We start from the raw sequence: 23,819 nt of genomic DNA on the forward strand, positions 1-23,819 counted from the left end.
ATGTTACCATTGTTCAGCTTTAATTTATAAATTTAATCCTTTAATAATCTGTATCGGTTATTTAGGACTAGACAAATGTTTCTTTTTAGGGACAAATAATTGTTTACTTTATGTTTCATTCACTTAGCAAATATATCGCAACATCCGTGCCAAAACATTAAGAATATTCAGGATTCTTACCCTTTACACCCTTAAAAAAAGCGTGCATGAATTTAAAATCCTCTTCCATATCAAATGTTGGATAAAAAGGTGCTGAAACTTTATTTTCCTTGTTTTTATAGTCTAAACTTAACATGATAATAGGTACTTTAGCTTGTTTTGCTATAAAATAAAAACCAGAACGCCATTCTAACACTTTTTTCCGCGTACCTTCGGGTGCCAATGCCATTCTAAACTCTTCCTTATCATTAAACAACTGAACTATGGTTTCTACTTTGTTTTCATTAAGTTTTCGATTAACAGGACTCCCTCCCAACCTTCTTAAAAACCAGCCAAAAGGATAAGAAAACAAGCTTTTTTTACCTATAAAATGGGTCTTCACATTAACCATGGCTCGTAGCAAAATACAAACATAAAAGTCATGCCAACTAGTATGTGGCGCCACTATGATTATTGCTTTTTGAATCGTGTTTTTTGAAAAATCAGTATTACCAATAAGTTTCCAGCCTAATATTTTTGAGTAGATAAACCGTGCCAGCCATTGCATATTACATTTTTTTATAGAGCGATTTTAATTTTTCATTGGTAATGATTTTTTGCCAATTTTTACCAAGCGCATTTTCCCATAATGGAGTTAGGCTCATAGCTATTTTTATCATGACATCAAAATCGTGGTCGCTTAAGTTAGTACAAATACCTTGTGGAAGTTCTATGTTATGCCTTTCTTTCATCTGTTTAAAAAGTTTCACGCCTTCTGGGTAAAACTCTTCTAAATGATCAAAAACAATACAATTACCAATACCATGTTTTGTACCCAATAAGTAGGCCAACCCATAACTCATAGCATGTGCTACTCCAACTTGTGAATAGGCAATGCTCATACCACCATGCCAGGAAGCCATCATCAGTTTTTCTCGTGACTCTATCTCGCTTAAGTTATTTTCTAAAAACACTTCTTTACAAAGCTGATAGGCCATTTCTCCATAACTCTGACTAAATGAATTTAGATAGGAACCATTTAACGATTCAATACAGTGAATGTAGCAATCCATACCTGTATAAAACCATTGTTCGTGCTCAACGCCTTGTGTAAGTTCAGAATCTAAGATGACTTGGTCGAATGGCGTATAATCAGAATTAATACCTAATTTTCTATCTGGCCCCGTTAAAACGGTTGTTCTAGAAACTTCTGCCCCAGTTCCAGAAATGGTTGGAATCCCAACATGGTAAATAGCCCGATTTTTAACCAAATCCCAACCTTGATAGTCTTTGGACTCTCCGTCGTTGGTTAACATTATGGCTACCGCTTTAGCTAAATCAAGCAATGTGCCTCCACCAATACCTATAATGCCAGAAGGACGCTCTTTGGTCATCAAAATAATGTCCTCAACCAATTCATCTACCTGAGTGGTTTTTGGTTCTTCTTCCGCAGATATAAAAATAATTTTATCGTCATAAGACAATGAAATTCTTGATATCATTGAAGTGTTGCCCTTAAAAACATCATCAACCAAAAAAATAAACGGCGCATTCATATTTAAGCGCTTTGGGGCTAATATTTCGTTTAATTGGTTGAAACTACCTTTGCCAAAAATAACTCTTGGCACCATTGGAAAGTTTTTATGACTCATTTAAGTTCGTTTTCTTTTTTTTCGCAAAAAGCAAAAGTACTATTATTTTTAAATTTTGCTCATTTAAAAAATGCATAAATATTTTACTGAAAACACAATTCAAGTAAGTTGCTTATTTTAAAATAGTTGTCAGACTTTTTAATGAACTTACTGTTTTATATGCTTTGCCATTTTTTTCTTCCTCAGTTACTTCTTCATGCGCCCATGTTGTATGAAACGGCACATGCACAGCATGAGCTTTTATATTAACTAGTGGCAATACATCGGACTTTAAAGAATTACCCACCATTAAAAATTCGGAAGGCTTTATATCCAAATGATTTAATAATCTGGAATAATTGTCTTCTTTTTTATCGCTTAAAACCTCTATGTGGTGGAAATATTTTGTTAGTCCAGACTTTTCAAGTTTTCTTTCTTGGTCTAATAAATCACCTTTGGTCGCTAAAATTAATCTGTACTTCTTAGACAATGTTATTAACACTTCCTCTACCCCTTCTAGTAATTCGACAGGCTTATTAAGCATATCTTTCCCAATATTTAAAATTGCATCGATAGTTTTTGCCGAAATTTGGTAATTGGATAGTTCTAATGCCGATTCAACCATAGAAAGCGTAAAAGCTTTTACACCATACCCATACAATTTTAAATTATCTATTTCTTTTTTAAATAATTCTTGGTCTATTTTATTGGGGGTTTCGTATTTGGAAAGCAATTTTGAAAACTCGGCTTCAGCTTCCCTAAAATAGGTTTCGTTGACCCAAAGCGTGTCATCAGCATCAAAACCAACAACTTTAATGTTTTGATAGTCTATTTCCATATTTTTTTGGCGCGTTCTAAATCTTCTGGCGTATCGATCTCTACACCTTCACTATTGGTTTCTATCATTTTTATACGTTTTCCATATTCCAAATAGCGGATGCATTCTATTTTTTCAGAAGCCTCCAAAGGCATCATGGGTAAACGATAAAAATCTAAAATAGCCTGTTTTCTGAACGCATAAACCCCTTTATGCTTAAAATATTTGGCTCCCACATTTTTTTCTCGCGGATATGGTATGGGGCTTCTTGAAAAATATAGCGCAAAATTAGACTGGTCCACAATAACCTTAACCGTATTGGGGTTATTGATTTCGTCTTCATCGGTAATCTCTACCATTAAGGAGGCTAAATCGACTTCCTTTTTTGGGTCATTTTTAAACACCTCGATGAGTTTAGATAAAGACTCCCTGTCGGTAAATGGTTCGTCTCCTTGCACATTGATTACAACATCAATATCCATAAACTCAACCGCTTCTGCAATTCTATCACTTCCACATTCATGTTCCTTTATACTCATTATGGCCTTGCCACCATGATTTATAATTTCATCATAAATAATATCACTGTCGGTTACAACAAATACATCATCAAATAAATTGGTGCCCACTGCGGCGTCATAAGTACGGCGTATTACCGGCTTTCCACCAAGGTCTTGCATAAGCTTTCCTGGGAAACGTGTTGCACTGTAACGTGCGGGTATCATTGAAATTATTTTCATTTGTTGATGTTATATAAATGCCTGTCGTTTATTTCTAATTAAAAATAACACCGGACATTAGCTAATAATTAGTTTAAGTTGTTTGTCGTTCCAAAAATAATATAATTATCAAAGGTTTTTGGTATTGCGTGATTTAAACTTTTTATACGACTTAAAAATCACAAACAAAATAAACACGGCCGAAATGGCCGCAAGTACCGTCAGAAAAATAGAGATAACGGACATCACTCCAACCGTTCCACCACCAGACTAAATCGGCCACTGTAGAAAGCATTATAACCGCTCCTGCTTGCTACCAAGGGTACCGTAATGCTATCCAATAAATTATCAATATAAGGAATAAAATAGGTGAAAACATTCTAAATACTACCAATACAGATAAGCTAGCCCAAAGGCATATACTTATTATGGTTTCCACTGTCATAATAAAATTACTCAAAACCTATTCCTCAAAAAAGTCATCTTTAAAGCCAATAAGATACAATTTTTCTTTGGCACGGGTAATAGCTGTATACAACCAACGAATATACTCTTTATCAATACCATTGGGTAAATACGGCTGTTCTACGAAAACGGTTTGCCATTGCCCACCTTGCGATTTATGGCAAGTAATAGCATAAGAAAACTTTACCTGCAAAGCATTAAAGTGTTTGTTCCCTTTAACTTTTAAAAATTTTCTATAGTTACTGGTTTCATTTTCAAAATCTTTCATCACTTCTTGGTATAAGCGATTTGAATCATCATATGAAAGTGATGGCGTTTCAGCATTAATAGTGTTTAAAAGCAATACTGTTTCAAATGGGCGCATTCTAGGGTAATCGACCATTCTAATTTTTACTTCGGCAAAACGAAAGCCATATAGCTCTTGAATTTTAAAAATTTCCAAAACTTCAATGATATCGCCATTGGCTATAAAACCAGCTTCAGTAGTAGGTTTTATCCAAAAATAATTATTCTTAACCACCATTAGATAATCACCCGTAGTCAATTCGTTTTCATTGAACAAAATCCGAGTTCTAATTTGTTGATTGTATAAATTAGCGCGTTTGTTACTCCTTACAATAATGGCTGTTTCTTCTTTACCCAATTCACTGTAAGCATCGTTAATGGCATCCATAATTTCGTAACCATCCACCAGTCTAACAATATCTTTGTATGGTGCCAAATCAAATTTAAAACTATCATAAATTTTATTTAAATGCATTTCGCGCAAAACGGTTGCATTGGCCAAAATCCCAGAATCTTTCTCCTGACGAACTACTTCATCAAGTTCCATTTTGGTAACCTCCTTGTTGTAATTTAGGCTTAAATTATCTTCGTTTAGCGCTGGACTTAAATCCAATTTTACAGGTGGTAATTGGGCAGTATCACCAATTAAGAGCAATTTGCATTGGTGACCAGAATAAACATATTGCATTAAATCATCCAGTAGCGAACCGTTTTCAAAAAGTTTGGATTCGCTAGGTGCATCAGGTATCATGGAGGCTTCATCTACAATAAATATGGTGTTTTTATGCTTATTGGGCTGCAAAACAAACTTTACGCCACCGCCTTTTTCTTTCTTTGGAAAATATATCTTTTTATGTATGGTAAAGGCTTCTTTTTTAGAGTAATTAGAAATTACCTTGGCCGCCCTACCTGTTGGCGCCATCAGGACAGCACTCTTTTTAGCCTTCCACAAGTTGGTAACTATAGAGCCAACTATGGTTGTTTTTCCGGTACCTGCATAACCTTTGAGTACATATAGCGAGTTTGGCTGTTTTGTAAAAATAAATTCTGATAACTGCTGAAGAACAATATTTTGCTTTATGGTGGGTTGAAACGGAAACTGCTGTTTTAAAAGGGAATAGAATTCGGGAGCTGTCATTTAGGATTTGGCCTGTTTAGATTTTATTCAAATATAAAAATGATTTTCGCGAACATTGTTTTTACGATTAAAAAAAAATTGTAGATTTGCTAAATACCATAAATAAACTTTATTTAATTAAATAACAGACTATGTTAAATTTCATTCTTATTGCTGTCGCAGTGATTTTAGTTACAATTGGCTTAGTAAAGCTAGTTGACAAATTTATACCGCCTAAATTTAGACTTGCTTTAAACTTCCTTTTGTGGATACTTATTGCATTTTTAGGTTATAAAACTTATATGTCTATTTATGAGCCCATCCAGTTTAACAAATTAAAGAACAAGCGCTATTTGCAAGTTATTGAAAGTTTGAAGGATATTAGAGATTCTCAATTAGCCCATAAAGAAGTAACCGGAAAATTCGCCAAAAATTTTGACGATTTAGTAAAATTTGTTGATACTGCTGAATTCACAATTACGCAACGACGTGATTCGAGTATAATTGACGTGGAAATGACGAAGCGTTATGGAGTTGATACTTTCAAAGATATTGTAATCATTGATACTTTAGGATTTGAGCCTATAAAAGATTCACTTTTTGGTACTACTGATCGTTACAAAACCATGATGAACGTTCCTGTAGGCGAGCCTGGTGCCAAGTTTAAAATGGAAGCGGGACATATTGAGCAAAACAATTTGTACATTCCAGTTTTTGAAGCCTATGTTAAAAAAGACGTTATCCTTTATGACCAAAACAAAGACCTTTTAATTCAGGAAAACCAAGTAGTATCGGTTGACGGTGTTAACGGAGATGCTTTAAAAGTAGGTTCGATGGATGAAGTAAAAACTGTCGGAAACTGGCCAAAAACATATGGGGCCAACGAATAAAAATAACAACAAAAATAACCATATAGAACTGTCCATTCAAATAAGTTTGAGTGGACTTTCTTTTTGTATATTAAACAGCAGCACCCAAATTATAAGCTACTTAAAAACCTATGATTTTAATAAACAACTTATTCCTTTTGAGGCGCTTGATGAGCTAAAACAGTTCTTTAATACTGAAGAAGCACTACAGCAAGAATTCAACGAGGTAAGAGTTATTCACGACAACAATTTATCCACATTAGTACCTAAAACGTTGTTCGATGAAAAATGTTTGGCCGATTACCTAAAATTCAACTCAAAGATTTTAAAGTCAGATTACATAACCTACGATTCAATCTCAATCAACCAGAGCGTAAATGTTTATGTACCTTACATCAACATAAACAATTTTATTTATGAAAAGTTTGGCGACTTTACTTTTAAACATGTCTCTACAGTTTTAATAGAAGAAATTTTAAAAACTGAAAAAAATCTAGAAGCCACAAAAGCATATGTAAATGTTAGTAAAGACCATTTTGAAATTTTAGTTGTAAAAAATAGTAAGCTTTTGCTATATAATGTGTTTGCCTATAGAACAAAAGAAGATTTTATATACTACATTTTATTCTGCCTGGAACAATTAGAATTGAGTCCTGAAACGGTAAACCTTATCTTTTTGGGCGAAATTGATACAACTGATGAGCTTTATATTATCACCTACAAATATATACGACTTGTGTTTTTAGGCGACCGTGAAGATGATTATAAATACGCAAACCATGCCCAGCCATTTCGCCCGCACAGTAACTACGCCATAATAAATAGTTTTTAATGCGAATTATTTCAGGATTATATAAAAGCAGAAAAATATTGGCACCAAAAAATTTGCCTGTTCGGCCAACAACCGATATGGCCAAGGAATCCTTGTTCAATATTTTAAACAATCTATATTATTTTGATGAGGTTTCTGTGTTAGACCTGTTTGCAGGTACTGGCAATATAAGTTATGAATTTGCCTCAAGAGGATCTTCACAAATTACATGTGTTGATCAGCATTTTGGTTGTATAAAGTTTATTAACCAAACAGCTGAAACTTTTGATATGCCGATTGAAACCATAAAATCAGACGTTTTTAAGTTTTTGGAAAATGCACAACTACAAAGCAATATTATTTTTGCAGACCCGCCTTATAGTTTTTCAGATGAGCAGTTCTCAAAAATTCCAGAATTGATTTTTAAAAACGAGCTATTATTGGATGAAGGCTTATTGGTTATAGAACATTCCAAGCATACTGATCTCTCAAAATTGGAACATTACGGCTATTCAAAAAGTTATGGTGGGAATGTATTTAGTTTTTTTGAAAGAGATTAAACATATTATTTTATAATTCGTTTTTTTTCAGTACTTTAGTTAACTCTCTAAGAGTCCCAGGCTCTATACATAGTTAACTTTTTAGCAGCAAAAGAAAATATATTTTGTTGTATTTGTTTATGGTTTGTTTTTAATACTAACCTTTAAAACCGTAAATCAAATGAAAAAAATCTTTCTCTTTGGCTTGGCAATTGTTCTTTTTATTGCTTGCCAAAACAAACCACAGCGTTACTTTGAATCATCACCAGAAATTGAAACTGTAAAAGCAGGAATCAAAGCCTATGAAACACAGGGCTGGAATGCTTGGAAGGCTAATTTTGCAGATACTGCCAAAATATTCCACAATACTAATAAGGGTTCCTCTCCAGATGAAATGATGGAGGGCATGAAACAAATGCTTTCAAATTTTTCATCTTACGAATTTTCTAAAGATGGAGGCGTGATTGAAATGGTGATAGATAAAGATGGTAAAACTTGGGTGAACTATTGGAACAACTGGCGTGGTAAAGCCAATGTTACAGATAAGGAATTAGTTGTACCCGTTCATTTAACGCTTCAGTTTATCGATGGCAAAATCGTTCAGGAATATGCTTATTATGATACGGCTGGCATAGCCAAAACAATTTCTGAAATTGAAGTTGCTAAAATGACCAATGATTCCATTCCAACTTCGGAATAATTTCTTTCACCATTAACCAATCCTAAAAATTATGAAAACAATTAAATCAACTTTATTATTAGCATTATTATTTTGCTTTGTAATTAATTATTCAAATGCTCAAAAAATGTATCGGGTACATCAAGACAATGTTAAACCATCAACCATGGTGGCTTATGAAAAAATTGCCAAGGAATTTCATGAAGCTTGTACAGAACATAATTTTCAAGGACAATGGCTGGCAACAACCATGGACGATCTTAGATATTTATATGTGTCACCGATTGAAAACTTTGCCGAACTAGATGAACAGCCCTTTGCTGGTATGGCAGAAGCCATGGGCGATGATTTTGGAGCTATGTTTGACAACTTTGACAAATGCTATGATTCGCATAGTGATTACATTATTGTTCTTGACGAGGAACTTACCTATATGCCTAACGGTATCAGCCAAACGCAAGAAGGGCAAGATTACCGTAAATTCATTTTTATTTACTACACGCCGCAAAATGCTAAAAAACTCAAAGAAGGCATGAAAGCTGTAAAAGACATGTTTGCAAGCAAGGGGTCTACAAATTATTACAGAATCTACAGAAGTGGTTTTGGAAATCCAGAGAATTATTATATGGTTGCTATTTCAAGCAAAGATGCCATTGATGCTGCTACCGAAGCAAAAGCCAATGAAGCAGTATTAGGCCCAGACCGTTACGAAACCTTTAGTAAAGTTATGGATAATGCCATAAAATGGGAAGAAATTACTGGACAGATAAGACGAGATTTGTCATACTCACCTAAATAATGTATTGAGTCATGTAAAAAACATAAAGCGCAACTTGAAAAAAGTTGCGCTTTTGTTTGTTTAAGCAAACCTATAAGCCGAATTCTGTACTTCCTATTTTACAAATAAAAAGCCCTTATCATTTATCTGAATGCATAGTTACCCATGCACTTTAGCTGCCTACCCTCCAACAATCGAACGTGCCGCCCTCAAGCGTTGGTATACATGACATTGCACCACATAGAGTTTACCTGGTTTCACTACAGCATAACCTGTACATACTTTCTGTTGCACTTTTCCTAACCTCTCGGCCGGTGGCTGTTAACCACTATGATGCACTGCGGTGTTCGGACTTTCCTCCATTCATTTAAATGAATAGCGATAAGGCAGTTTACTTGGTGTAAAAGTACATAAATTGTTAATAACTACTATTAAATTATAGATCTTGAATTATTAATTATAAATTGAATTTTTAACTTTGTTATCTTAACGATTTTGAATGGAACACTTTGTCGTATCAGCCAGAAAATATAGGCCCCAAACATTTAAAGATGTTGTTGGGCAGCAGGCTATTACAAATACACTCTTAAATGCCATTGAAAACAATCATTTAGCTCAGGCATTGTTATTTACTGGTCCACGTGGCGTTGGTAAAACCACTTGTGCCCGTATTTTGGCAAAAATGATTAATAGTGATGGTTCTGAAAAACAGGACGAAGATTTTTCATTTAATATTTTTGAACTCGATGCCGCCTCAAACAATTCGGTTGACGATATTAGAAATCTCACCGACCAAGTGCGTATTCCACCGCAAATAGGAAAATATAAGGTTTATATTATTGATGAGGTACATATGCTTTCGCAAGCTGCTTTTAATGCGTTTTTAAAAACATTGGAAGAACCACCAAAGCATTGTATTTTCATATTGGCTACCACTGAGAAGCATAAAATTATCCCCACTATTTTATCACGCTGCCAAATATTCGATTTTAAACGTATTACTGTAAAAGACGCTAAAGAATATTTAAAATATATTGCTGAAGAGCAAGGCATAAATGCTGAAGACGACGCTCTGCATATTATTGCCCAAAAGGCAGATGGTGCTATGCGTGACGCCCTTTCTATTTTTGACCGCGTGGTTAGCTTTTCGGGTAAAGATTTAACCCGGCAGGCGGTTACCGAAAATTTAAACGTACTGGATTACGAAACGTATTTTGAAAGTACCGATCTGATTTTAGAAAACAAAATACCCGAATTGTTGTTGCAATTTAACACTACGCTTTCAAAGGGTTTTGACGGCCATCATTTTATTGCAGGGCTAGCCTCGCACTTTAGAGATTTAATGGTATGCAAAAACCAAGAAACTATTAAGCTTCTTGAAGTGGGAGAGCAAACTAAAGCTAAATACCTTGAGCAATCCAAAAAAGCTTCGCAACAATTTTTAATGCAGGGCATCAATCTGGCAAACGATTGCGACCTCAAATACAAAACAAGTAAAAATCAACGTTTACTCGTTGAGTTATGTCTTATGCAACTTGCCTCTATCACTTTTGATGGAGAAAAAAAAAATAGCAAAAACTACATAATTCCAGCGGCCTATTTCAAAAAGAAGGGTATTACACCTATTCCGGTAAAACCACCGAATAATAATGAAGTGTCTGCTGTTTCTTCAGAAGAAAAAACGAATAAAAAAGAAAAACCTCAGGAAGAATCAAAAGTTTTAGAAGCATTTCAGGTTAAAGAACCTCCTAAAATTGAATTAAATCAAGAAAACAAGCGTACTTCTGGGCTTTCATTAAAGAGCATACGAGCAAAAAAAGAGCATCAAATTAAGCAAATGGAAGTGGTAGTTGACGAGGAAGAACTGCCTAAAGAGCCTTTTACCGAAAAAGAATTTCTAAAGGTTTGGAACGCTTATATTGAAAAATTAACCAAAAAAGGCAAACATAATTTGGCCTCGATATTGTCTATTGATAAACCCAAAATTAAAGGTACTGTTGCTCATTTAGAATTTCCAAACGAAACGAATAAAGTGGAACTTGAGCGCCAACAATATGAGCTTTTGGCCACCATCAGGAAAGCTTTAAATAATTATGATATTAGCCTGTCCATTACCGTAAATGAAGTCATGGAAAAACAATACGCCTATACACCAATTGAAAAATTTGAAAAACTAAAGGAGAAAAATCCAAATATTGATGTACTAAGAAAAACCTTTGATTTAGATCTGTAATTTTTAAACAAATAGCTTATGCTAGGATTGAAACTTCCTACTGACCCACGTTGGGTAAATATCGTAGAAAAAAACATTAAAGAAATATTAACCGATCATGCTTTTTGCGAACAAAAGGCAACTAGCACCGCTATTTCATTAATAGTTAGTTTTCCAGAATATACAGAGCTTGTACAAGAAATGGTAGCATTGGTTAAAGAAGAAATTAGCCATTTTAAGATGGTCCATGACAAAATTATTGAACGTGGGTGGGTCTTGGGCCGTGACCGTCGAGATGATTATGTAGTACAATTGATAAAATTTTTCCCAAAAGGCGGAAGCAGGACCACACAATTGGTGCACAGATTGCTTTATGCTGCGCTAATTGAGGCCAGAAGCTGTGAACGTTTTAGATTGCTATCTGAAGAACTAGAGGACAAGGAACTCGCTGAATTCTATCGAAACCTTATGGTGAGTGAAGCCAACCATTATACAATGTTTTTAAGTTTTGCCAGAAAATACGGGAATAAAAAAGAAGTTGACACCAAATGGCAGCAACTTCTTGAATATGAAGCGGAGATTATGAAAGGTTTAGGTAAAAGTGAAACCGTACACGGTTAAAACTGATAACCTATCCCTATTTGTATGTTTCGGTTTTTAGCAGAAACACCTGCTACATCGTCAAAAACATTAGCTAAGCCGTAAATATACCTAGCTTCAACAAATAAACCATAGTTTATTTTATATTCCAAACCTGCAACACCCGAATAGCCTAAATTTTTCATGCCATCATCTTCTTTATGCACTTTCAGTCCTATTTGAGGTCCTAAACCAGCATGAAATTTTTCGCTTAATTTAAACTTGAAAAACACGGGCATTTGTATAAAATCTAAATTAAGAACTTCAGCACGCGCACCTTCAGGAGAAAACTGAAGTTCTGGAACGATTGAAAAGGTTTTAGACATACCAATATCGGCAAAAAAACCAATATAAAAGCTGTTTCTGTGTTTGTTTACCATAGTAGGAACTCCATCAAAATCTAAATGCGAAATGGTGTAACCTGCGCGAACACCGTACTTTACACCTTGAAATGTGGAACCACTTTTTTTTGGTGCTTTAGTTGTGCTAACAGTTTGTGAATCTTGGTTTTGTGAAAAACCATAAAAAGAAAAACTAAGTAACGTTAAGAGTAAAATTTTTTTCATCTGTTTTTTTATTTTTAAATCTATCAGATGCGATTAACCAATTTAGCTTTGTTTTAAAGCGGATCTTTATTGGCTTATTTCATTATTAATAGATTTGGGTTACAATTAATAATTAAGTAATTAACAAGCACGAATATATATTATAATTTTAAAAAAAAACAATTATTAAGGCTGAAGTGCATAATTTTACTGTGTATTGCTTGATACGGTGTCGTAGTAGATGCTTTTTATAATACCATCTGCTAAACCTATTTTTGGGACATATATATTTTTCGCTCCGCTCCATTTCATGGCAGAGAGATAAATTCTCATTGCAGGAATAATTACATCAGCCCTATCCTGATTTAAGCTCAGTTCTGTAATTCGCTCTTCATATGAATAGGATTGAAGCGTATTGTAATATGAAGTCATATAGAAATAAGACAGCGGCTTACCTATAGATTTTCCTGAAATTTTAAATATCTTATTAATGTTTCCTCCAGAACCTAAAACAGATATTTTATCATAATCTTTAACATTCTCTCCAATCCACTCTCTAAGCTCGTGCCAAGATTCGTTTTTAACCATATCGTTTAGCAAGCGAACTGTTCCAATTTTAAAGGATTTTGAAGCGACTTGGTTTCCTCTGTCGATCACAGTAAACTCTGTACTACCACCACCAACATCAACATAGAGATAGGTTTTATTGGAGTCAATGTATTTATCCAAATCGGTTGCTGCGATTATTGCCGCTTCCTCTTCACCTCCAATAACATCAATACTAATACCAGAATGTTCCAAAACCTGATCGACAATTTGCTTTCCGTTGGAAGATTCCCGCATCGCAGAAGTAGCACAAGCTTTATATTTCGCCACTTTGTGGGATTTCATTAGCAAGTTGAAAGCTAACATAGTATCAAGAATGCGCTCCGCGTTTTCTTTAGAAATCTTATTCTTAATAAAAACATCTGCACCCAAACGAATAGGAACACGAACCAACGAGTTTTTTTTAAACGTAACGGGCTTGCCTTTTTCTTCAATAATATTAGAGATTAATAACCTAACGGCATTTGAACCTATATCAATGGCCGCGTATTTTTTGATTGAAAGCATGTTAGTCTTCTAATTTTTTTTGATAATATTCGTAAACGGCAAACTGTGACCTGGTTCTTGGCTTGTCGTTTACTCGATATTGATTTTTCTGTTCTTCATTTAGCCATCTTGCCTTCACATTATCGCTCCAACTAATATTGAAAGTATCAATAATTTCTTGTTTGATATCTTCATCATAAATTGGGCAACTAACCTCTACCCTATTTTCAATATTTCGGGTCATCCAGTCGGCAGACGAAATGTACAATTTGGCTTCTTGATCTTTACCAAAAATATAAATTCTGGAGTGCTCTAAAAATTTATCAACCACGCTAATTACCTCAATATTTTCGCTCATCCCTTTCACACCAGGTATTAAACAGCAAAGTCCTCTAACTATCATTTGTATTTTTACACCAGCGCGACTCGCTTCGTAAAGCTTGTCTACCATAGGATAACTAGAGATACTATTCATTTTAAGCCTAATCACTCCTTCTTTACCCTGTTTTACTTTTTCAATTTCGTCATCAATTAATTTGAAAACGTCTTTTTTAGTAAAATGCGGTGAAACAATTAAATGTTTATAACGGTTAATTTTGTAGTTGGCTTCAAAAAACGAAAATATTTTATCAACGTCTTTTAATATCTTTTGGTTGGTGGTAAACAGGGTATAGTCTGTGTAAATTTTGGCGGTCGACTCATTAAAGTTACCTGTACTGATAAAGCCATAGCGCATTATTTTATTGTTCTTTCCTTGTTCTCGCTCAATAACACACATTTTGCTATGTACCTTTAATCCGGGAACACCAAAAATAAGATTCACCCCTTCATCTTTCATTTGTTGGGCATAATCAATATTGGCCTGTTCGTCAAACCGGGCACGAAGTTCTATAGATACAGTAACGGCTTTTCCGTTAACAGCCGCGTTAATTAATGAACTTGCAATATGAGAAATTTCAGCAAGACGGTAAATGGTTATTTTTATAGTTTTAACTGCTGGGTCTAAAGCCGCTTCTCTAAGAAATTTCACTACATACGAGAAGGTTTGGTAAGGCGCGTGCAGTAAATAGTCTTTATCCAAAATAGCCTGAAAAATACTGTCCTGTAAGCTTAAGTTTTTAATAGGAAGTGCCTCAATTTTCTCGTACATTAAATCTGTTCTTCCCAAACTAGGAAAGCCCATGTAGTCTCTCCTGTTATGGTATCTTCCTCCGGGAATTATGCTATCAGTATTATCAATACCCATTTTATCCATCAAGTATTGAAGGGTTTCCTTATTTATGGTTTTGTCGTAAACAAATCTTACCGGTTCACCAATTTCTCTATGTTTTACACTATCTGATATTTTTTCAATGAAACTTTTGCTTAAATCACTTTCAAAATCTAATTCTCCGTCACGTGTAATTTTTATCATGTGGGCGGTGATGCTTCTATAATCAAAAATATTGAAAATGTCACTCAGACAATGCCTCAACAGATCATCCACCATTATGATATAATCATTATCACCTTGTTTGGGGAGTACAACAAACCTATCAACGGATTTTGGGATTTCTATAAGAGCAAATTGTTTTTTGTCTTGGGGCATCACCATTTTTACGGCTAAATAAGCTGCGCTGTCCTTTAAATTAGGAAGGACAACTAAATCATTTAAGATAATGGTTACTAAAGCTGGACTTACCGTTTTAAGAAAATACTCTTTTATAAAGTCATGTTGCGAACTTGTAATTTGCGTTTCGTCAATAACATGAATATTTTCCTCTTTTAGTTTGTTCCTAATATCCTGTAAAACAAGTAAACTTTCGCTTTGCTGTTTAATTACAATTTGAGTTATAATTTCCAATAATTCTTTGGCCCTAATACCTCCTAATTCACTTTTGCCTCCTTTCCCTGCTTCAACTATACGCTTTACCGTAGCGTAACGCACTTTAAAAAACTCGTCTAAATTATTCGAAAAAATACCTAAAAATCTTAGTCTTTCTATAAGCGGAACAGTTTCGTCCTCTGCTTCCTGCAAAACTCGAGCATTAAACTGTAACCAACTAATCTCTCTATTTATGTATCTGTTATTGGTAGGTGTTTCTAATTCTATCATTAAACTCTAAACTGTTTTACTAAAAAAACAAATATATTCTATTTACAGGAAAAATTTAGGCTAATACAACCAATAAACTTGATAAATAAGAAAAAAATGATTCAGAATATGAAATTTAAAAAATTCCTATTTCAAATCTTTAGGGAATATAGTAAGTACGGTTTCACCTGGTTTAAGATCAGACCATTTTTCTATATCAAATTTAAAAACGACCAATCCTGTTGTTGGCACATTAACAATATATTTATCACCATATGTATTGACAAAAGCGGTAATGGCGTGGTTGTGCCCAAAAATCATTAAACTATCAACCGAATCATCACAATTTTTAATGACTTCGATGAGGCTTTCTCCAGAAAAATCATATAACTCATGATTAAACTTTATAATATTTTTATCAATATCTAAATTTCTGATAAATATTTCAGCAGTTGTCTTTGCACGAACAGCATCACTGGACATCACCAAGTTTATTTTAAAATTCTCCCTTTTTAAGCGGTTTGAAACCAAATCAGCGTCATTATAACCACGCTTTTTTAGGGGTCTTTCATGGTCAATAACATCATATTCCCATGATGATTTTGCATGCCTTACCAAGGTTAGTTTTTTCATTTTCTTAAAGTAAATAACTTTTATTTCTTTATTTCAACTGTGAATTTAGGCTAATTACCGCTAATTTAATAACAAATTATAGATTCAAAAGACATAATCAATAAATTAATGTTTCTAAATCTTATAAAAAATTTGAATAAAAGAACTATCCTCGAGGCAGAGGCATAGAAGTATTTTGCTCATTTTATTTAGCCCTTAGGGTCAAAAACCAAAATTCTGCTATTTAGATTTACGTTTTATTCATTAATATATATTTAAAATTTTTGAATTCATGAATCTACTATTTCACGGGAATGACCATTTCAATGAAAACCCGGACGCAGAGCGTCAAGGAATTCTTTTCGATTAAATGAAGACGCAAATAAATTACCTGTTGAGTTTTTAATGACTTGACATATTTTTATTTAAAAAATTATTCTCTTTTCAAATGCTCTATATTTTATACTAAATAACTTCCTAAATAATTATTTTTTTAAGAAAAAGAATACAAAAGTTGTATTTCATCGTATTTTAATATCACTTTAAAGATTTTATTGTATATTTAAGACTTAACTAAAATTAAGAACTGGTAGTAATGAAACCCTAAGACTAATAAAACAAAAACAGGATAAATTGACCCCAACCTAAATTTAACCTAATGAAAACACAACCCATATTACTATTTTTGGCAGTTTTTTTTATTGCCCACATAGTCAATGCTCAAACAGCGGTGTGTGAAAACTCTTCTTGTACGGCCAATGACTATCAATTAGATTACTTTTATTTAGGTAACGAAAATGGAACACCTTATTCCCCCGGTTATTGTGACTTGGGCGTAAGCCTAGAAACACATATTTGGACAAACTTTATAACCAATAGCGCTGCCGACAGATACTCGCTTTATATTCATTTTAATGTTTACATAAATGGTGTGTTCACAGAAACCGTTGACGACTGCTATTATGAATACGATAGTGTTCCAACTGATATTCTTATGAATTTATACACATTTGATTGGGGCTGTGGCGATCAAATTGTTTTAAAGGACTTTTATATGTCTTGGCAACCAAACGATAGTAAGGGATGTGGGTGTAATGGCGCTAAATGCTATCAGATTCCATACATAGATGTTCAAGGACCTTTAATTACCAATTTTGAATTCAGTTCAAGTTGCTCTACACCCAATACGTTAGATTTTACGTCAACAACACGAGGCGGTGTTCCTCCATACACTTATACTTTTTTATGGAATTTTGGTGATGGTACAACAAGTACATTAGAAACCCCATCCCATACATATACATCCACTGGTCCTTATACCGTGAGCTTAACAGTAAATGACACTAAAGACAGTGATACTCATGAAATGGAAATACCTAGTTTTAATTCGAACTTTCCTCCTGAGATTTATGCACCATCCAATAGCAATATTGAAGGCTGTAGTACAACAGATATACCGATATTAACTTATAGCTCTAGTGCTGTAAATATTACAGAGACACAATTTAATGATATAGGAGGGAATATTGTCTTGTACAACGATTTGGTTTCACTCACTTATGTAGATGTGGCCTCTGGGTCTTGTCCTTTAACGGTTACAAGAACATTTACGATTGTAGACAGTTGTAACAAACTTGAAACTGCCACACAAATCATTGAAATAAATGACACAGAATTACCTTTTGCTAGCAATCCAGATCCTATTAATGTACAATGTACATCAGATATTCCTGCTCCCAACACAATAGTTGTAGCCGATGCTTCAGATAATTGTTCTGCACCAATAATCTCATGGATTTCCGATGTGTCTGATAATTTGTCGTGTCCGGAAACCACCACACGAACTTATCGTATTTCTGATAATTGTGGGAATTATATCGATGTCAAACAAGCCATTATTATTAAAGATGATATTGCACCAGCAGCAACAAATCCAAGGCCTGTGGTTGTGCAATGTATTGAAGATGTACCATCTCCCAATGTAGATATTATTACAGATGAAATGGATAACTGTGGAACTCCTCAAGTTGCTTGGGTTTCAGATAACACTGACACTAATTCATGTCCCACAACCATTACAAGAACTTATAGTGTTACCGATTCATGTGATAATTCCATTTTGTTAGAACAAATCATTACGGTTAATGATACCACACCGCCTACAGGAACAGCTCCCCCAGATGCAAGCTACCAATGTATAGACCAGGTTCCTGAAGCCGACCCAAATAGTATTACTGACGAAGCAGATAATTGCTCAACCCCCGTTGTTGCCTTTGTTTCAGACGTAGTAACTACCAATTCTTGCTCGGAGGTTGTCACCAGAACCTTTAGTGTTACCGACAATTGTAATAATGAGACCTTACTGATACAAACTATTACGGTTGAAGATACTACATTGCCAACAGCAAGCGCACCAGTTGCCATACAGGTTGAATGTATTGAGTATCTACCTGAACCAGATATCAGTGTAATATCAGATGCTCAAGATAATTGCTCAGTTCCTGTAGTTTCATTTATTTCGGATGTTAGCAACGGGCAAACCTGTCCTGAAATTATAATAAGAACCTATCGTGTTTCTGATGACTGCGGGAATTATATCGATATAGAACAACAAATAACCATTCAAGATATTACACCTCCAACTGCTAGTAATCCTCCTTCCACATATCTAAATAGCAATGATCCTATTCCTGCTCAGGATTCTACTATTATTATTGACGAAACAGATAATTGTGGAGTTCCTGCAGTTGCTTTCGTTTCAGAAACAGTAACCCAAAATACTTGTGAGGAAATACTAACTAGAACATATAGCATTACTGATGCCTGTGGAAACTCAATAAATGTGAGCCACCATATCATTATAAATGATAATGTACCCCCAACAGCCAGTAATTTAGCAGGTATACAGCTAACCTGTAACGATAATATTCCTAGCCCAGACATTAATTTAGTTTCAGATGCTGCTGATAATTTTTCAACCCCAATCGTAGTATTCCTTTCCGATGTCTCTGATAACTTATCATGTCCCGAAACCATAACAAGAACATATCGCGTATCGGATGCTTGCGGTAATTTTACAGACCTTACCCAGAATATAATTATACATGATATGATTGCTCCAACTGCAAGTAACCCCGAAAATACTGTAGTACGCGACTTCAATAGCGTCCCAGCACCAGACCCTTTAATTATTACCGATGAAGCCGATAACTGTGGCGTTCCGGTGGTTACCTATATCAATGAAATGTCAAACAATGAAACATGTAATGAAATAATTACAAGAACCTATCGTATTACAGATAACTGTGGTAATTATATTGATGTTAACCATGTCATTGAAATAATAGACAACGTATCACCCACTGGCAACAATCCTACAGATACCATTGTTAGTTGCATTAATGATATACCAACTATAAATCCTGATGTTGTTACTGTGGCTTCAGACAATAATGGTGATTTTACAGTAACCTTTTTATCTGAAGAAACCAATGCTCAAAATTGTAACGATGTTATTATAAGAACATATCGAATTACTGATCTTTGCGGCAACTATACTGATGTAAACCATAATGTTTTCATAATTGATGATATGGAACCACAGATAGATGTTGATTTAGATACTGAAATTTATTTAAACTGTGCCATTGAGCCAAATCCACCAACGGTAAGCTTTTCTGATAATTGCACCTCCAACGTTTCTGTTACTTTTAATGAAGAAAAAACTATTATAGATTCTGAAAACTATGATATTAAAAGAACTTGGACAGCTACAGATGAATGCAATAATTCAAATTCATTTGAGCAGATAATACATATGAGTTCATATAACGAAACATCAACCACCGCAATGAATGTTTGTATTAGCGACTCCATTATTGATTTAAATGATTTGGTAAATACAAATGATAATGGTAGTTGGAGCGGTTCGGGCATGAATGTAATTGATGGGACCATTTTTGACCCTACCACTGTTCCCGAAGGAAACTATTTATTCAATTATACAGTAACCAACAATTCATGTAAACTGACTAACCAATTTGATATTAATTTAAACGATGACTGTGTTGTGTACTCCTGTATAAGTTCAACGGCAGATGTCGATATTTCAAAAATATTGACTCCAAATAATGATCTACGTAATGACACCTTTAATGTCTTTTTCAAATTAAACGAAGCTATTGACGATTTAAGCACTTGTGATATTAAAGTACAAGTTCAGTTATATAACCGCTGGGGCACAAAAGTTTTTGAATCAAATGACTATGACAATAAATGGCAGGGTAAGGCTCCAAAAGGTTCATCGGGAAATGCAGAAAAACTTCCTACAGGAACCTACTATTACATTGTTAATTTAAAAAATAGTGGATTAAAACCCATTCAAGGATATATTTATTTCGGAACGAAATAATAATGGCAATGTGTAATCAAATGAAAAATTTCTATTTACTTTTAATTTTACTTCCTTTTTTGGTTGTTGGGCAACAATTACCACAATTTAGCCAATATATGTTCAACACAACTTCCATCAATCCTGCTTATGTTGGCAGTAGAGAAGCCATGGTTGTTACCTTTTTAAACAGAAACCAATGGGTTGGTGTTAATGGTGCTCCCATAACACAAACACTTGCTATAGATTCATCGGTTCCTGGAAGCAATTTAGGATTGGGGCTCTCGCTTATTAAAGATGAACTTGGTTACGAAAATACTACATATGTTTATGCAGATGCTTCATATATGATTGTCCTCAATGATTTCTATCGATTTTCCTTTGGTTTAAAAGGTGGATTGAGTAAATATGGTCTCGATCCCGATTTATTAATGGACCAATCTGCTGCTAACGACCAATATCTCGATAGAATATTTAATAAATGGAAGCCTAATTTTGGCGTGGGCTTCTATTTAAGATCAGATGAGTTGTTTATAAGCTTATCATCTCCTCGAATCATTAGTTATACAAATGAAACAGATATCACATACGAAGCTATCGAAAGAGCTAGTTATTATTTGGCTGGTGGCTATATTTTAGAATTTAATCCTCAAGTTAAATTTAAGCCTACCGTTATGTTAAAATATACTAATGGCTCCCCCCTTTCATTAGATTTAACAGCTAATTTTTTAATAAAGGAAGTATTATGGTTAGGTCTAGCCCATCGGATTAATGATGCAATGGGGGGCTATGTAACCATACAAGCTTCTGAAGCCCTACGCTTTGGCTATTCATACGAATTCAACACATCTAACCTAAGAGCCTACAGTACAGGTTCACATGAAATTTTTGTGAGTTACCAATTTAAACTTCCAAGACCAAGGTGTAATTGCCCTAACATCTTTTAAGAACTTAAAAAATCCTTTATTGTTTATAGAACGTTCATGGTCTATCACGATACTTTAATAAAAGATTTTACTTGTTTTAAGTAGTTAATTTTCTTACCATAATCGATTAAATGCTCTTTTTTATCGATAAAATGTTGTTTTTCTCGATAAAATTCAATTTATTTGCTTATTATTAAAGATATAATTATCAATTTTAATAAAATAAATAACATTAATTATGGATTATCAATACATTAGAAGCGGTTTACATAATAACTTACATCGTTAAATCATACAAATATCTCGATTAATCGAACTTGAAATACCCTTAGTCGAATTTTTAAGTGATTTAACACATTTTTTTGATATAATAATAACATCTATGTTGATTTGTTTAACTATTAACTGAATAACGATGACCCCAAATCTGATTTCACACTTAAAGTTTTTAATGTCGTTATTCCACGACATTTTCCCTCATTACTTTTTTTTAAGAATCGAAGCACTTTTGCACGACAACGCTGTGGTGCAACCTATTTACATATATAAAAATCTTGCTAAAGTCAATACAAATCTACAAGCTTATGAAAACTAATACTTATAAGGTTTTACCTAAATTATTATTCCTTGCAATTTTTCTGGGAATATTTAGTGCTGGAGCACAAGGAGACCCTAACAATTGTATAGAATTCACAAATTGTCCTCAATCGGATATTGAAATTTGTGCTGATCAATACAATCCAGATGACCCCTCAGAGTGGGGTGCTCTGTTACAAACTTGGACTATTCCACAAGCCTCTGAAACATGTTCAGGCGGACCTGGTTCAAATTCCTTTATCATGGATTTTAAGCTCAATGAGTCTTTACTTGGTGTAGATTGTTGGGACTTCAATTATGTACAACGAGTTGGAACGGATGGTGGTTATGTAAGATTGTTTTCAAGTAGTGGAGGTCCCATTTCATATATTATCACTCCATATTTATATTTGGAAGTTGGTGAACCTGTTGAAATAGATGTGGATTACACAGACGGTAATTACAATATGAAGGTTTATTATATTGATGATATGGGGAATGAGGTGTTCTCTGGAACTACAGTAGATATTGACGCTACAAATACTGGACCTGGATATGAAACTTATGCAGTAGATCCAAATCTTCCTAGTGATGGGTCTTACAGGATTAAATATGAATTTACTTATACTGGATCTAAACCTAGTAATACCAATATTGTAGATAAAATAAGTATTGATGGTGTTGTTGTTGAAGGTTCATGTACTGGTGGTGTTGATTTTACCGTTACAGGGCCAGAACCTCCTGAATTTTTACCTGTAGGGACTCACGATTTATGTTATACAGCAACTTATACTGATCCTAATGGAGCTATATATGATGAAACCTGTTGTATTACGGTTCATGTACTTGACACACCTCCTGTAATAACTTGTCCAACCCCGATTACACAGGGATCAGATCCAGGTCTCTGTACAGCAACAGTAAGCATTCCTAGCCCAAATGCAACAGATGAAGACTGTGCCGGAACAAATTTAACAACAAATTTAACCGTAACAGCTGCACGTAGTGATGGTTTAGATATTACAGACCCCTACCCACTTGGAGTAACAACTATTACACATAGTGCTACTGATGATAATGGCGTAACCGTAACCTGTGAACAAACTGTAACTATAACAGGGGGAGCAAATCCTTCTTTTGACTCACAACCTGCTCCAATCAGCAATATTAATTGTAATGATAGCCTTCCAGTACAAGAAACGTTAACGGCAAGTGATTGTAACGGTCCTGTTACAGTTGTTCCTAGTGTTGATGATTATACTGTTGATGTTTGTAATGGATATTTTATTACTTATAGATGGACTGCTGGAGTTACAGAAGAAACTCAAACTTTTCAAGTTTTACCAGATATAACCCCTCCTTCTATTGATACTCAAGCTTCTAATGAAACTGTAGAATGTGATGGTTCAGGAAACCCTATATCGCTTAATGCGTGGTTAGATAATAAGGGTGGAGCAGTTGCATCCGATTTGTGTGGTAGTGTGACCTGGTCTAATGACTTCATTGGATTAAGTAATGACTGTGGTGCTACGGGTTCAGCAACAGTAACTTTTACAGCTGAAGACGATTGTGGCAATGAGGCTACAACGACAGCTACTTTCTCTATTGTGGACAATCAAAATCCTTCAATTACACCTCCGACCAATGTAACTGTCGAATGTGGTAATTCTACTGAACCTGCGGATACCGGAATTGCTACAGGTCAAGATAACTGCGGAGATGTTACAATTACATACACTGATAATGAAACTGCAAACTGTGGAAACACGAAAACAATAGAGAGAACTTGGAAAGCAACAGATGAGTGTGGACATTTTACAAATGCCATACAAACTATTACTGTGGAAGATACTACTCCACCTGTACTAACATTACCTAGTGATGTTACTATTGAGTGTACTGAAG

19 protein-coding genes and 1 other RNA gene are annotated in these 23,819 nt (G+C 34.4%); 10 read left to right on the plus strand and 10 right to left on the minus strand.

Features of this window, described 5'->3' with window-relative positions; all coding sequences use genetic code 11:
• Nucleotides 1-157 precede the first annotated feature (157 nt).
• The 5 genes from ACIEHO_RS15725 to ACIEHO_RS15745 form a co-directional block, all read right to left on the minus strand.
• Nucleotides 158-706 carry a 1-acyl-sn-glycerol-3-phosphate acyltransferase gene (locus ACIEHO_RS15725; protein WP_406973477.1) on the minus strand — a complete coding sequence of 183 codons (549 nt, stop codon included), beginning with the start codon at nucleotides 704-706 and terminating at the stop codon, nucleotides 158-160.
• A 1-nt stretch (nucleotide 707) separates the two neighbouring features.
• Entirely contained in the window at nucleotides 708-1,790 is a 1,083-nt protein-coding gene (locus ACIEHO_RS15730; RefSeq protein ID WP_406973479.1) for an iron-containing alcohol dehydrogenase family protein, read from the minus strand.
• A 112-nt stretch (nucleotides 1,791-1,902) separates the two neighbouring features.
• Entirely contained in the window at nucleotides 1,903-2,607 is a 705-nt protein-coding gene (locus ACIEHO_RS15735) for an HAD family hydrolase (protein ID WP_406973481.1), read from the minus strand.
• Nucleotides 2,598-3,326, minus strand: a complete 729-nt coding sequence (gene kdsB, locus ACIEHO_RS15740) for a 3-deoxy-manno-octulosonate cytidylyltransferase (protein WP_406973483.1) — start codon at nucleotides 3,324-3,326, stop codon at nucleotides 2,598-2,600. Before kdsB ends, ACIEHO_RS15735 begins: the two co-directional genes overlap by 10 nt.
• 442 nt (nucleotides 3,327-3,768) lie before the next feature.
• Nucleotides 3,769-5,193, minus strand: coding sequence for an ATP-dependent DNA helicase (locus tag ACIEHO_RS15745; RefSeq protein WP_406973485.1), 1,425 nt, complete (start codon nucleotides 5,191-5,193; stop codon nucleotides 3,769-3,771).
• A 131-nt stretch (nucleotides 5,194-5,324) separates the two neighbouring features.
• Between ACIEHO_RS15745 and ACIEHO_RS15750 the strand changes: the two genes are divergently transcribed.
• The 5 genes from ACIEHO_RS15750 to ACIEHO_RS15770 all read left to right on the plus strand — a co-directional run bounded on the left by ACIEHO_RS15750 (nucleotide 5,325) and on the right by ACIEHO_RS15770 (nucleotide 8,869).
• Nucleotides 5,325-6,062: a hypothetical protein gene (locus ACIEHO_RS15750; RefSeq protein WP_406973487.1), complete on the plus strand. Its 738-nt coding sequence runs from the start codon at nucleotides 5,325-5,327 to the stop codon at nucleotides 6,060-6,062.
• On the plus strand, nucleotides 6,046-6,873 hold the full coding sequence (locus ACIEHO_RS15755; RefSeq protein ID WP_406973489.1) for a DUF3822 family protein: 828 nt from the start codon (nucleotides 6,046-6,048) through the stop codon (nucleotides 6,871-6,873). Before ACIEHO_RS15750 ends, ACIEHO_RS15755 begins: the two co-directional genes overlap by 17 nt.
• Nucleotides 6,873-7,412 carry an RsmD family RNA methyltransferase gene (locus ACIEHO_RS15760; protein ID WP_406973491.1) on the plus strand — a complete coding sequence of 180 codons (540 nt, stop codon included), beginning with the start codon at nucleotides 6,873-6,875 and terminating at the stop codon, nucleotides 7,410-7,412. Before ACIEHO_RS15755 ends, ACIEHO_RS15760 begins: the two co-directional genes overlap by 1 nt.
• Nucleotides 7,413-7,572: 160 nt before the next feature.
• Nucleotides 7,573-8,091: a nuclear transport factor 2 family protein gene (locus ACIEHO_RS15765; protein WP_406973493.1), complete on the plus strand. Its 519-nt coding sequence runs from the start codon at nucleotides 7,573-7,575 to the stop codon at nucleotides 8,089-8,091.
• A 31-nt stretch (nucleotides 8,092-8,122) separates the two neighbouring features.
• A complete protein-coding gene (locus ACIEHO_RS15770; RefSeq protein WP_406973495.1) occupies nucleotides 8,123-8,869 on the plus strand; it encodes a hypothetical protein in 747 nt (248 codons plus the stop codon).
• A 57-nt stretch (nucleotides 8,870-8,926) separates the two neighbouring features.
• Here the strand turns inward: ACIEHO_RS15770 and rnpB are convergent.
• An RNA gene (gene rnpB, locus ACIEHO_RS15775) (RNase P RNA component class A) lies at nucleotides 8,927-9,246 on the minus strand.
• A 101-nt stretch (nucleotides 9,247-9,347) separates the two neighbouring features.
• Between rnpB and dnaX the strand changes: the two genes are divergently transcribed.
• Nucleotides 9,348-11,081, plus strand: a complete 1,734-nt coding sequence (gene dnaX, locus ACIEHO_RS15780) for a DNA polymerase III subunit gamma/tau (protein ID WP_406973497.1) — start codon at nucleotides 9,348-9,350, stop codon at nucleotides 11,079-11,081.
• 18 nt (nucleotides 11,082-11,099) lie between these two features.
• Nucleotides 11,100-11,681 (plus strand): tRNA-(ms[2]io[6]A)-hydroxylase, encoded by a 582-nt coding sequence (gene miaE, locus ACIEHO_RS15785; RefSeq protein WP_406973499.1) that lies wholly within the window; start codon nucleotides 11,100-11,102, stop codon nucleotides 11,679-11,681.
• Here miaE and ACIEHO_RS15790 read toward each other — a convergent pair.
• From ACIEHO_RS15790 to ACIEHO_RS15805, 4 genes are all read right to left on the minus strand, one after another.
• A complete protein-coding gene (locus tag ACIEHO_RS15790; protein ID WP_406973501.1) occupies nucleotides 11,678-12,265 on the minus strand; it encodes a porin family protein in 588 nt (195 codons plus the stop codon). The genes miaE and ACIEHO_RS15790 overlap by 4 nt on opposite strands.
• 186 nt (nucleotides 12,266-12,451) lie before the next feature.
• Nucleotides 12,452-13,357: a Ppx/GppA phosphatase family protein gene (locus ACIEHO_RS15795; RefSeq protein ID WP_406973504.1), complete on the minus strand. Its 906-nt coding sequence runs from the start codon at nucleotides 13,355-13,357 to the stop codon at nucleotides 12,452-12,454.
• Between the two features lies 1 nt (nucleotide 13,358).
• Nucleotides 13,359-15,431 carry a polyphosphate kinase 1 gene (ppk1, locus tag ACIEHO_RS15800; protein WP_406973506.1) on the minus strand — a complete coding sequence of 691 codons (2,073 nt, stop codon included), beginning with the start codon at nucleotides 15,429-15,431 and terminating at the stop codon, nucleotides 13,359-13,361.
• Nucleotides 15,432-15,557: 126 nt separating this feature from the next.
• Nucleotides 15,558-16,043, minus strand: coding sequence for a SixA phosphatase family protein (locus ACIEHO_RS15805; RefSeq protein ID WP_406973508.1), 486 nt, complete (start codon nucleotides 16,041-16,043; stop codon nucleotides 15,558-15,560).
• Between the two features lie 637 nt (nucleotides 16,044-16,680).
• Here ACIEHO_RS15805 and ACIEHO_RS15810 point away from each other — a divergent pair.
• The 3 genes from ACIEHO_RS15810 to ACIEHO_RS15820 all read left to right on the plus strand — a co-directional run.
• Nucleotides 16,681-20,433, plus strand: coding sequence for an HYR-like domain-containing protein (locus tag ACIEHO_RS15810; RefSeq protein ID WP_406973510.1), 3,753 nt, complete (start codon nucleotides 16,681-16,683; stop codon nucleotides 20,431-20,433).
• A 20-nt stretch (nucleotides 20,434-20,453) separates the two neighbouring features.
• Nucleotides 20,454-21,359, plus strand: a complete 906-nt coding sequence (locus ACIEHO_RS15815; RefSeq protein WP_406973512.1) for a PorP/SprF family type IX secretion system membrane protein — start codon at nucleotides 20,454-20,456, stop codon at nucleotides 21,357-21,359.
• A gap of 563 nt (nucleotides 21,360-21,922) precedes the next feature.
• Nucleotides 21,923-23,819 (plus strand): HYR domain-containing protein (locus tag ACIEHO_RS15820; protein ID WP_406973514.1); only part of this gene is annotated, 1,897 nt, incomplete at its 3' end.

This window comes from Flavisericum labens, from assembly GCF_045446075.1.
GTDB lineage: Bacteria > Bacteroidota > Bacteroidia > Flavobacteriales > Flavobacteriaceae > Flavisericum > Flavisericum labens.

Excerpts from the sequence above, each read along its gene's own strand:
- ACIEHO_RS15735 (WP_406973481.1), bottom strand. The coding sequence starts at position 2,607 with ATGGAAATAGACTATCAAAACATTAAAGTTGTTGGTTTTGATGCTGAT.
- ACIEHO_RS15805 (WP_406973508.1), bottom strand. The coding sequence starts at position 16,043 with ATGAAAAAACTAACCTTGGTAAGGCATGCAAAATCATCATGGGAATAT.
- ACIEHO_RS15750 (WP_406973487.1), top strand. The coding sequence starts at position 5,325 with ATGTTAAATTTCATTCTTATTGCTGTCGCAGTGATTTTAGTTACAATT.
- ACIEHO_RS15815 (WP_406973512.1), top strand. The coding sequence starts at position 20,454 with ATGAAAAATTTCTATTTACTTTTAATTTTACTTCCTTTTTTGGTTGTT.
- ACIEHO_RS15790 (WP_406973501.1), bottom strand. The coding sequence starts at position 12,265 with ATGAAAAAAATTTTACTCTTAACGTTACTTAGTTTTTCTTTTTATGGT.
- miaE (WP_406973499.1), top strand. The coding sequence starts at position 11,100 with ATGCTAGGATTGAAACTTCCTACTGACCCACGTTGGGTAAATATCGTA.
- ACIEHO_RS15760 (WP_406973491.1), top strand. The coding sequence starts at position 6,873 with ATGCGAATTATTTCAGGATTATATAAAAGCAGAAAAATATTGGCACCA.
- ACIEHO_RS15770 (WP_406973495.1), top strand. The coding sequence starts at position 8,123 with ATGAAAACAATTAAATCAACTTTATTATTAGCATTATTATTTTGCTTT.
- ACIEHO_RS15725 (WP_406973477.1), bottom strand. The coding sequence starts at position 706 with ATGCAATGGCTGGCACGGTTTATCTACTCAAAAATATTAGGCTGGAAA.
- kdsB (WP_406973483.1), bottom strand. The coding sequence starts at position 3,326 with ATGAAAATAATTTCAATGATACCCGCACGTTACAGTGCAACACGTTTC.
- ACIEHO_RS15795 (WP_406973504.1), bottom strand. The coding sequence starts at position 13,357 with ATGCTTTCAATCAAAAAATACGCGGCCATTGATATAGGTTCAAATGCC.
- ACIEHO_RS15730 (WP_406973479.1), bottom strand. The coding sequence starts at position 1,790 with ATGAGTCATAAAAACTTTCCAATGGTGCCAAGAGTTATTTTTGGCAAA.
- ACIEHO_RS15755 (WP_406973489.1), top strand. The coding sequence starts at position 6,046 with ATGGGGCCAACGAATAAAAATAACAACAAAAATAACCATATAGAACTG.
- ACIEHO_RS15765 (WP_406973493.1), top strand. The coding sequence starts at position 7,573 with ATGAAAAAAATCTTTCTCTTTGGCTTGGCAATTGTTCTTTTTATTGCT.
- ppk1 (WP_406973506.1), bottom strand. The coding sequence starts at position 15,431 with ATGATAGAATTAGAAACACCTACCAATAACAGATACATAAATAGAGAG.
- ACIEHO_RS15810 (WP_406973510.1), top strand. The coding sequence starts at position 16,681 with ATGAAAACACAACCCATATTACTATTTTTGGCAGTTTTTTTTATTGCC.
- ACIEHO_RS15745 (WP_406973485.1), bottom strand. The coding sequence starts at position 5,193 with ATGACAGCTCCCGAATTCTATTCCCTTTTAAAACAGCAGTTTCCGTTT.
- dnaX (WP_406973497.1), top strand. The coding sequence starts at position 9,348 with ATGGAACACTTTGTCGTATCAGCCAGAAAATATAGGCCCCAAACATTT.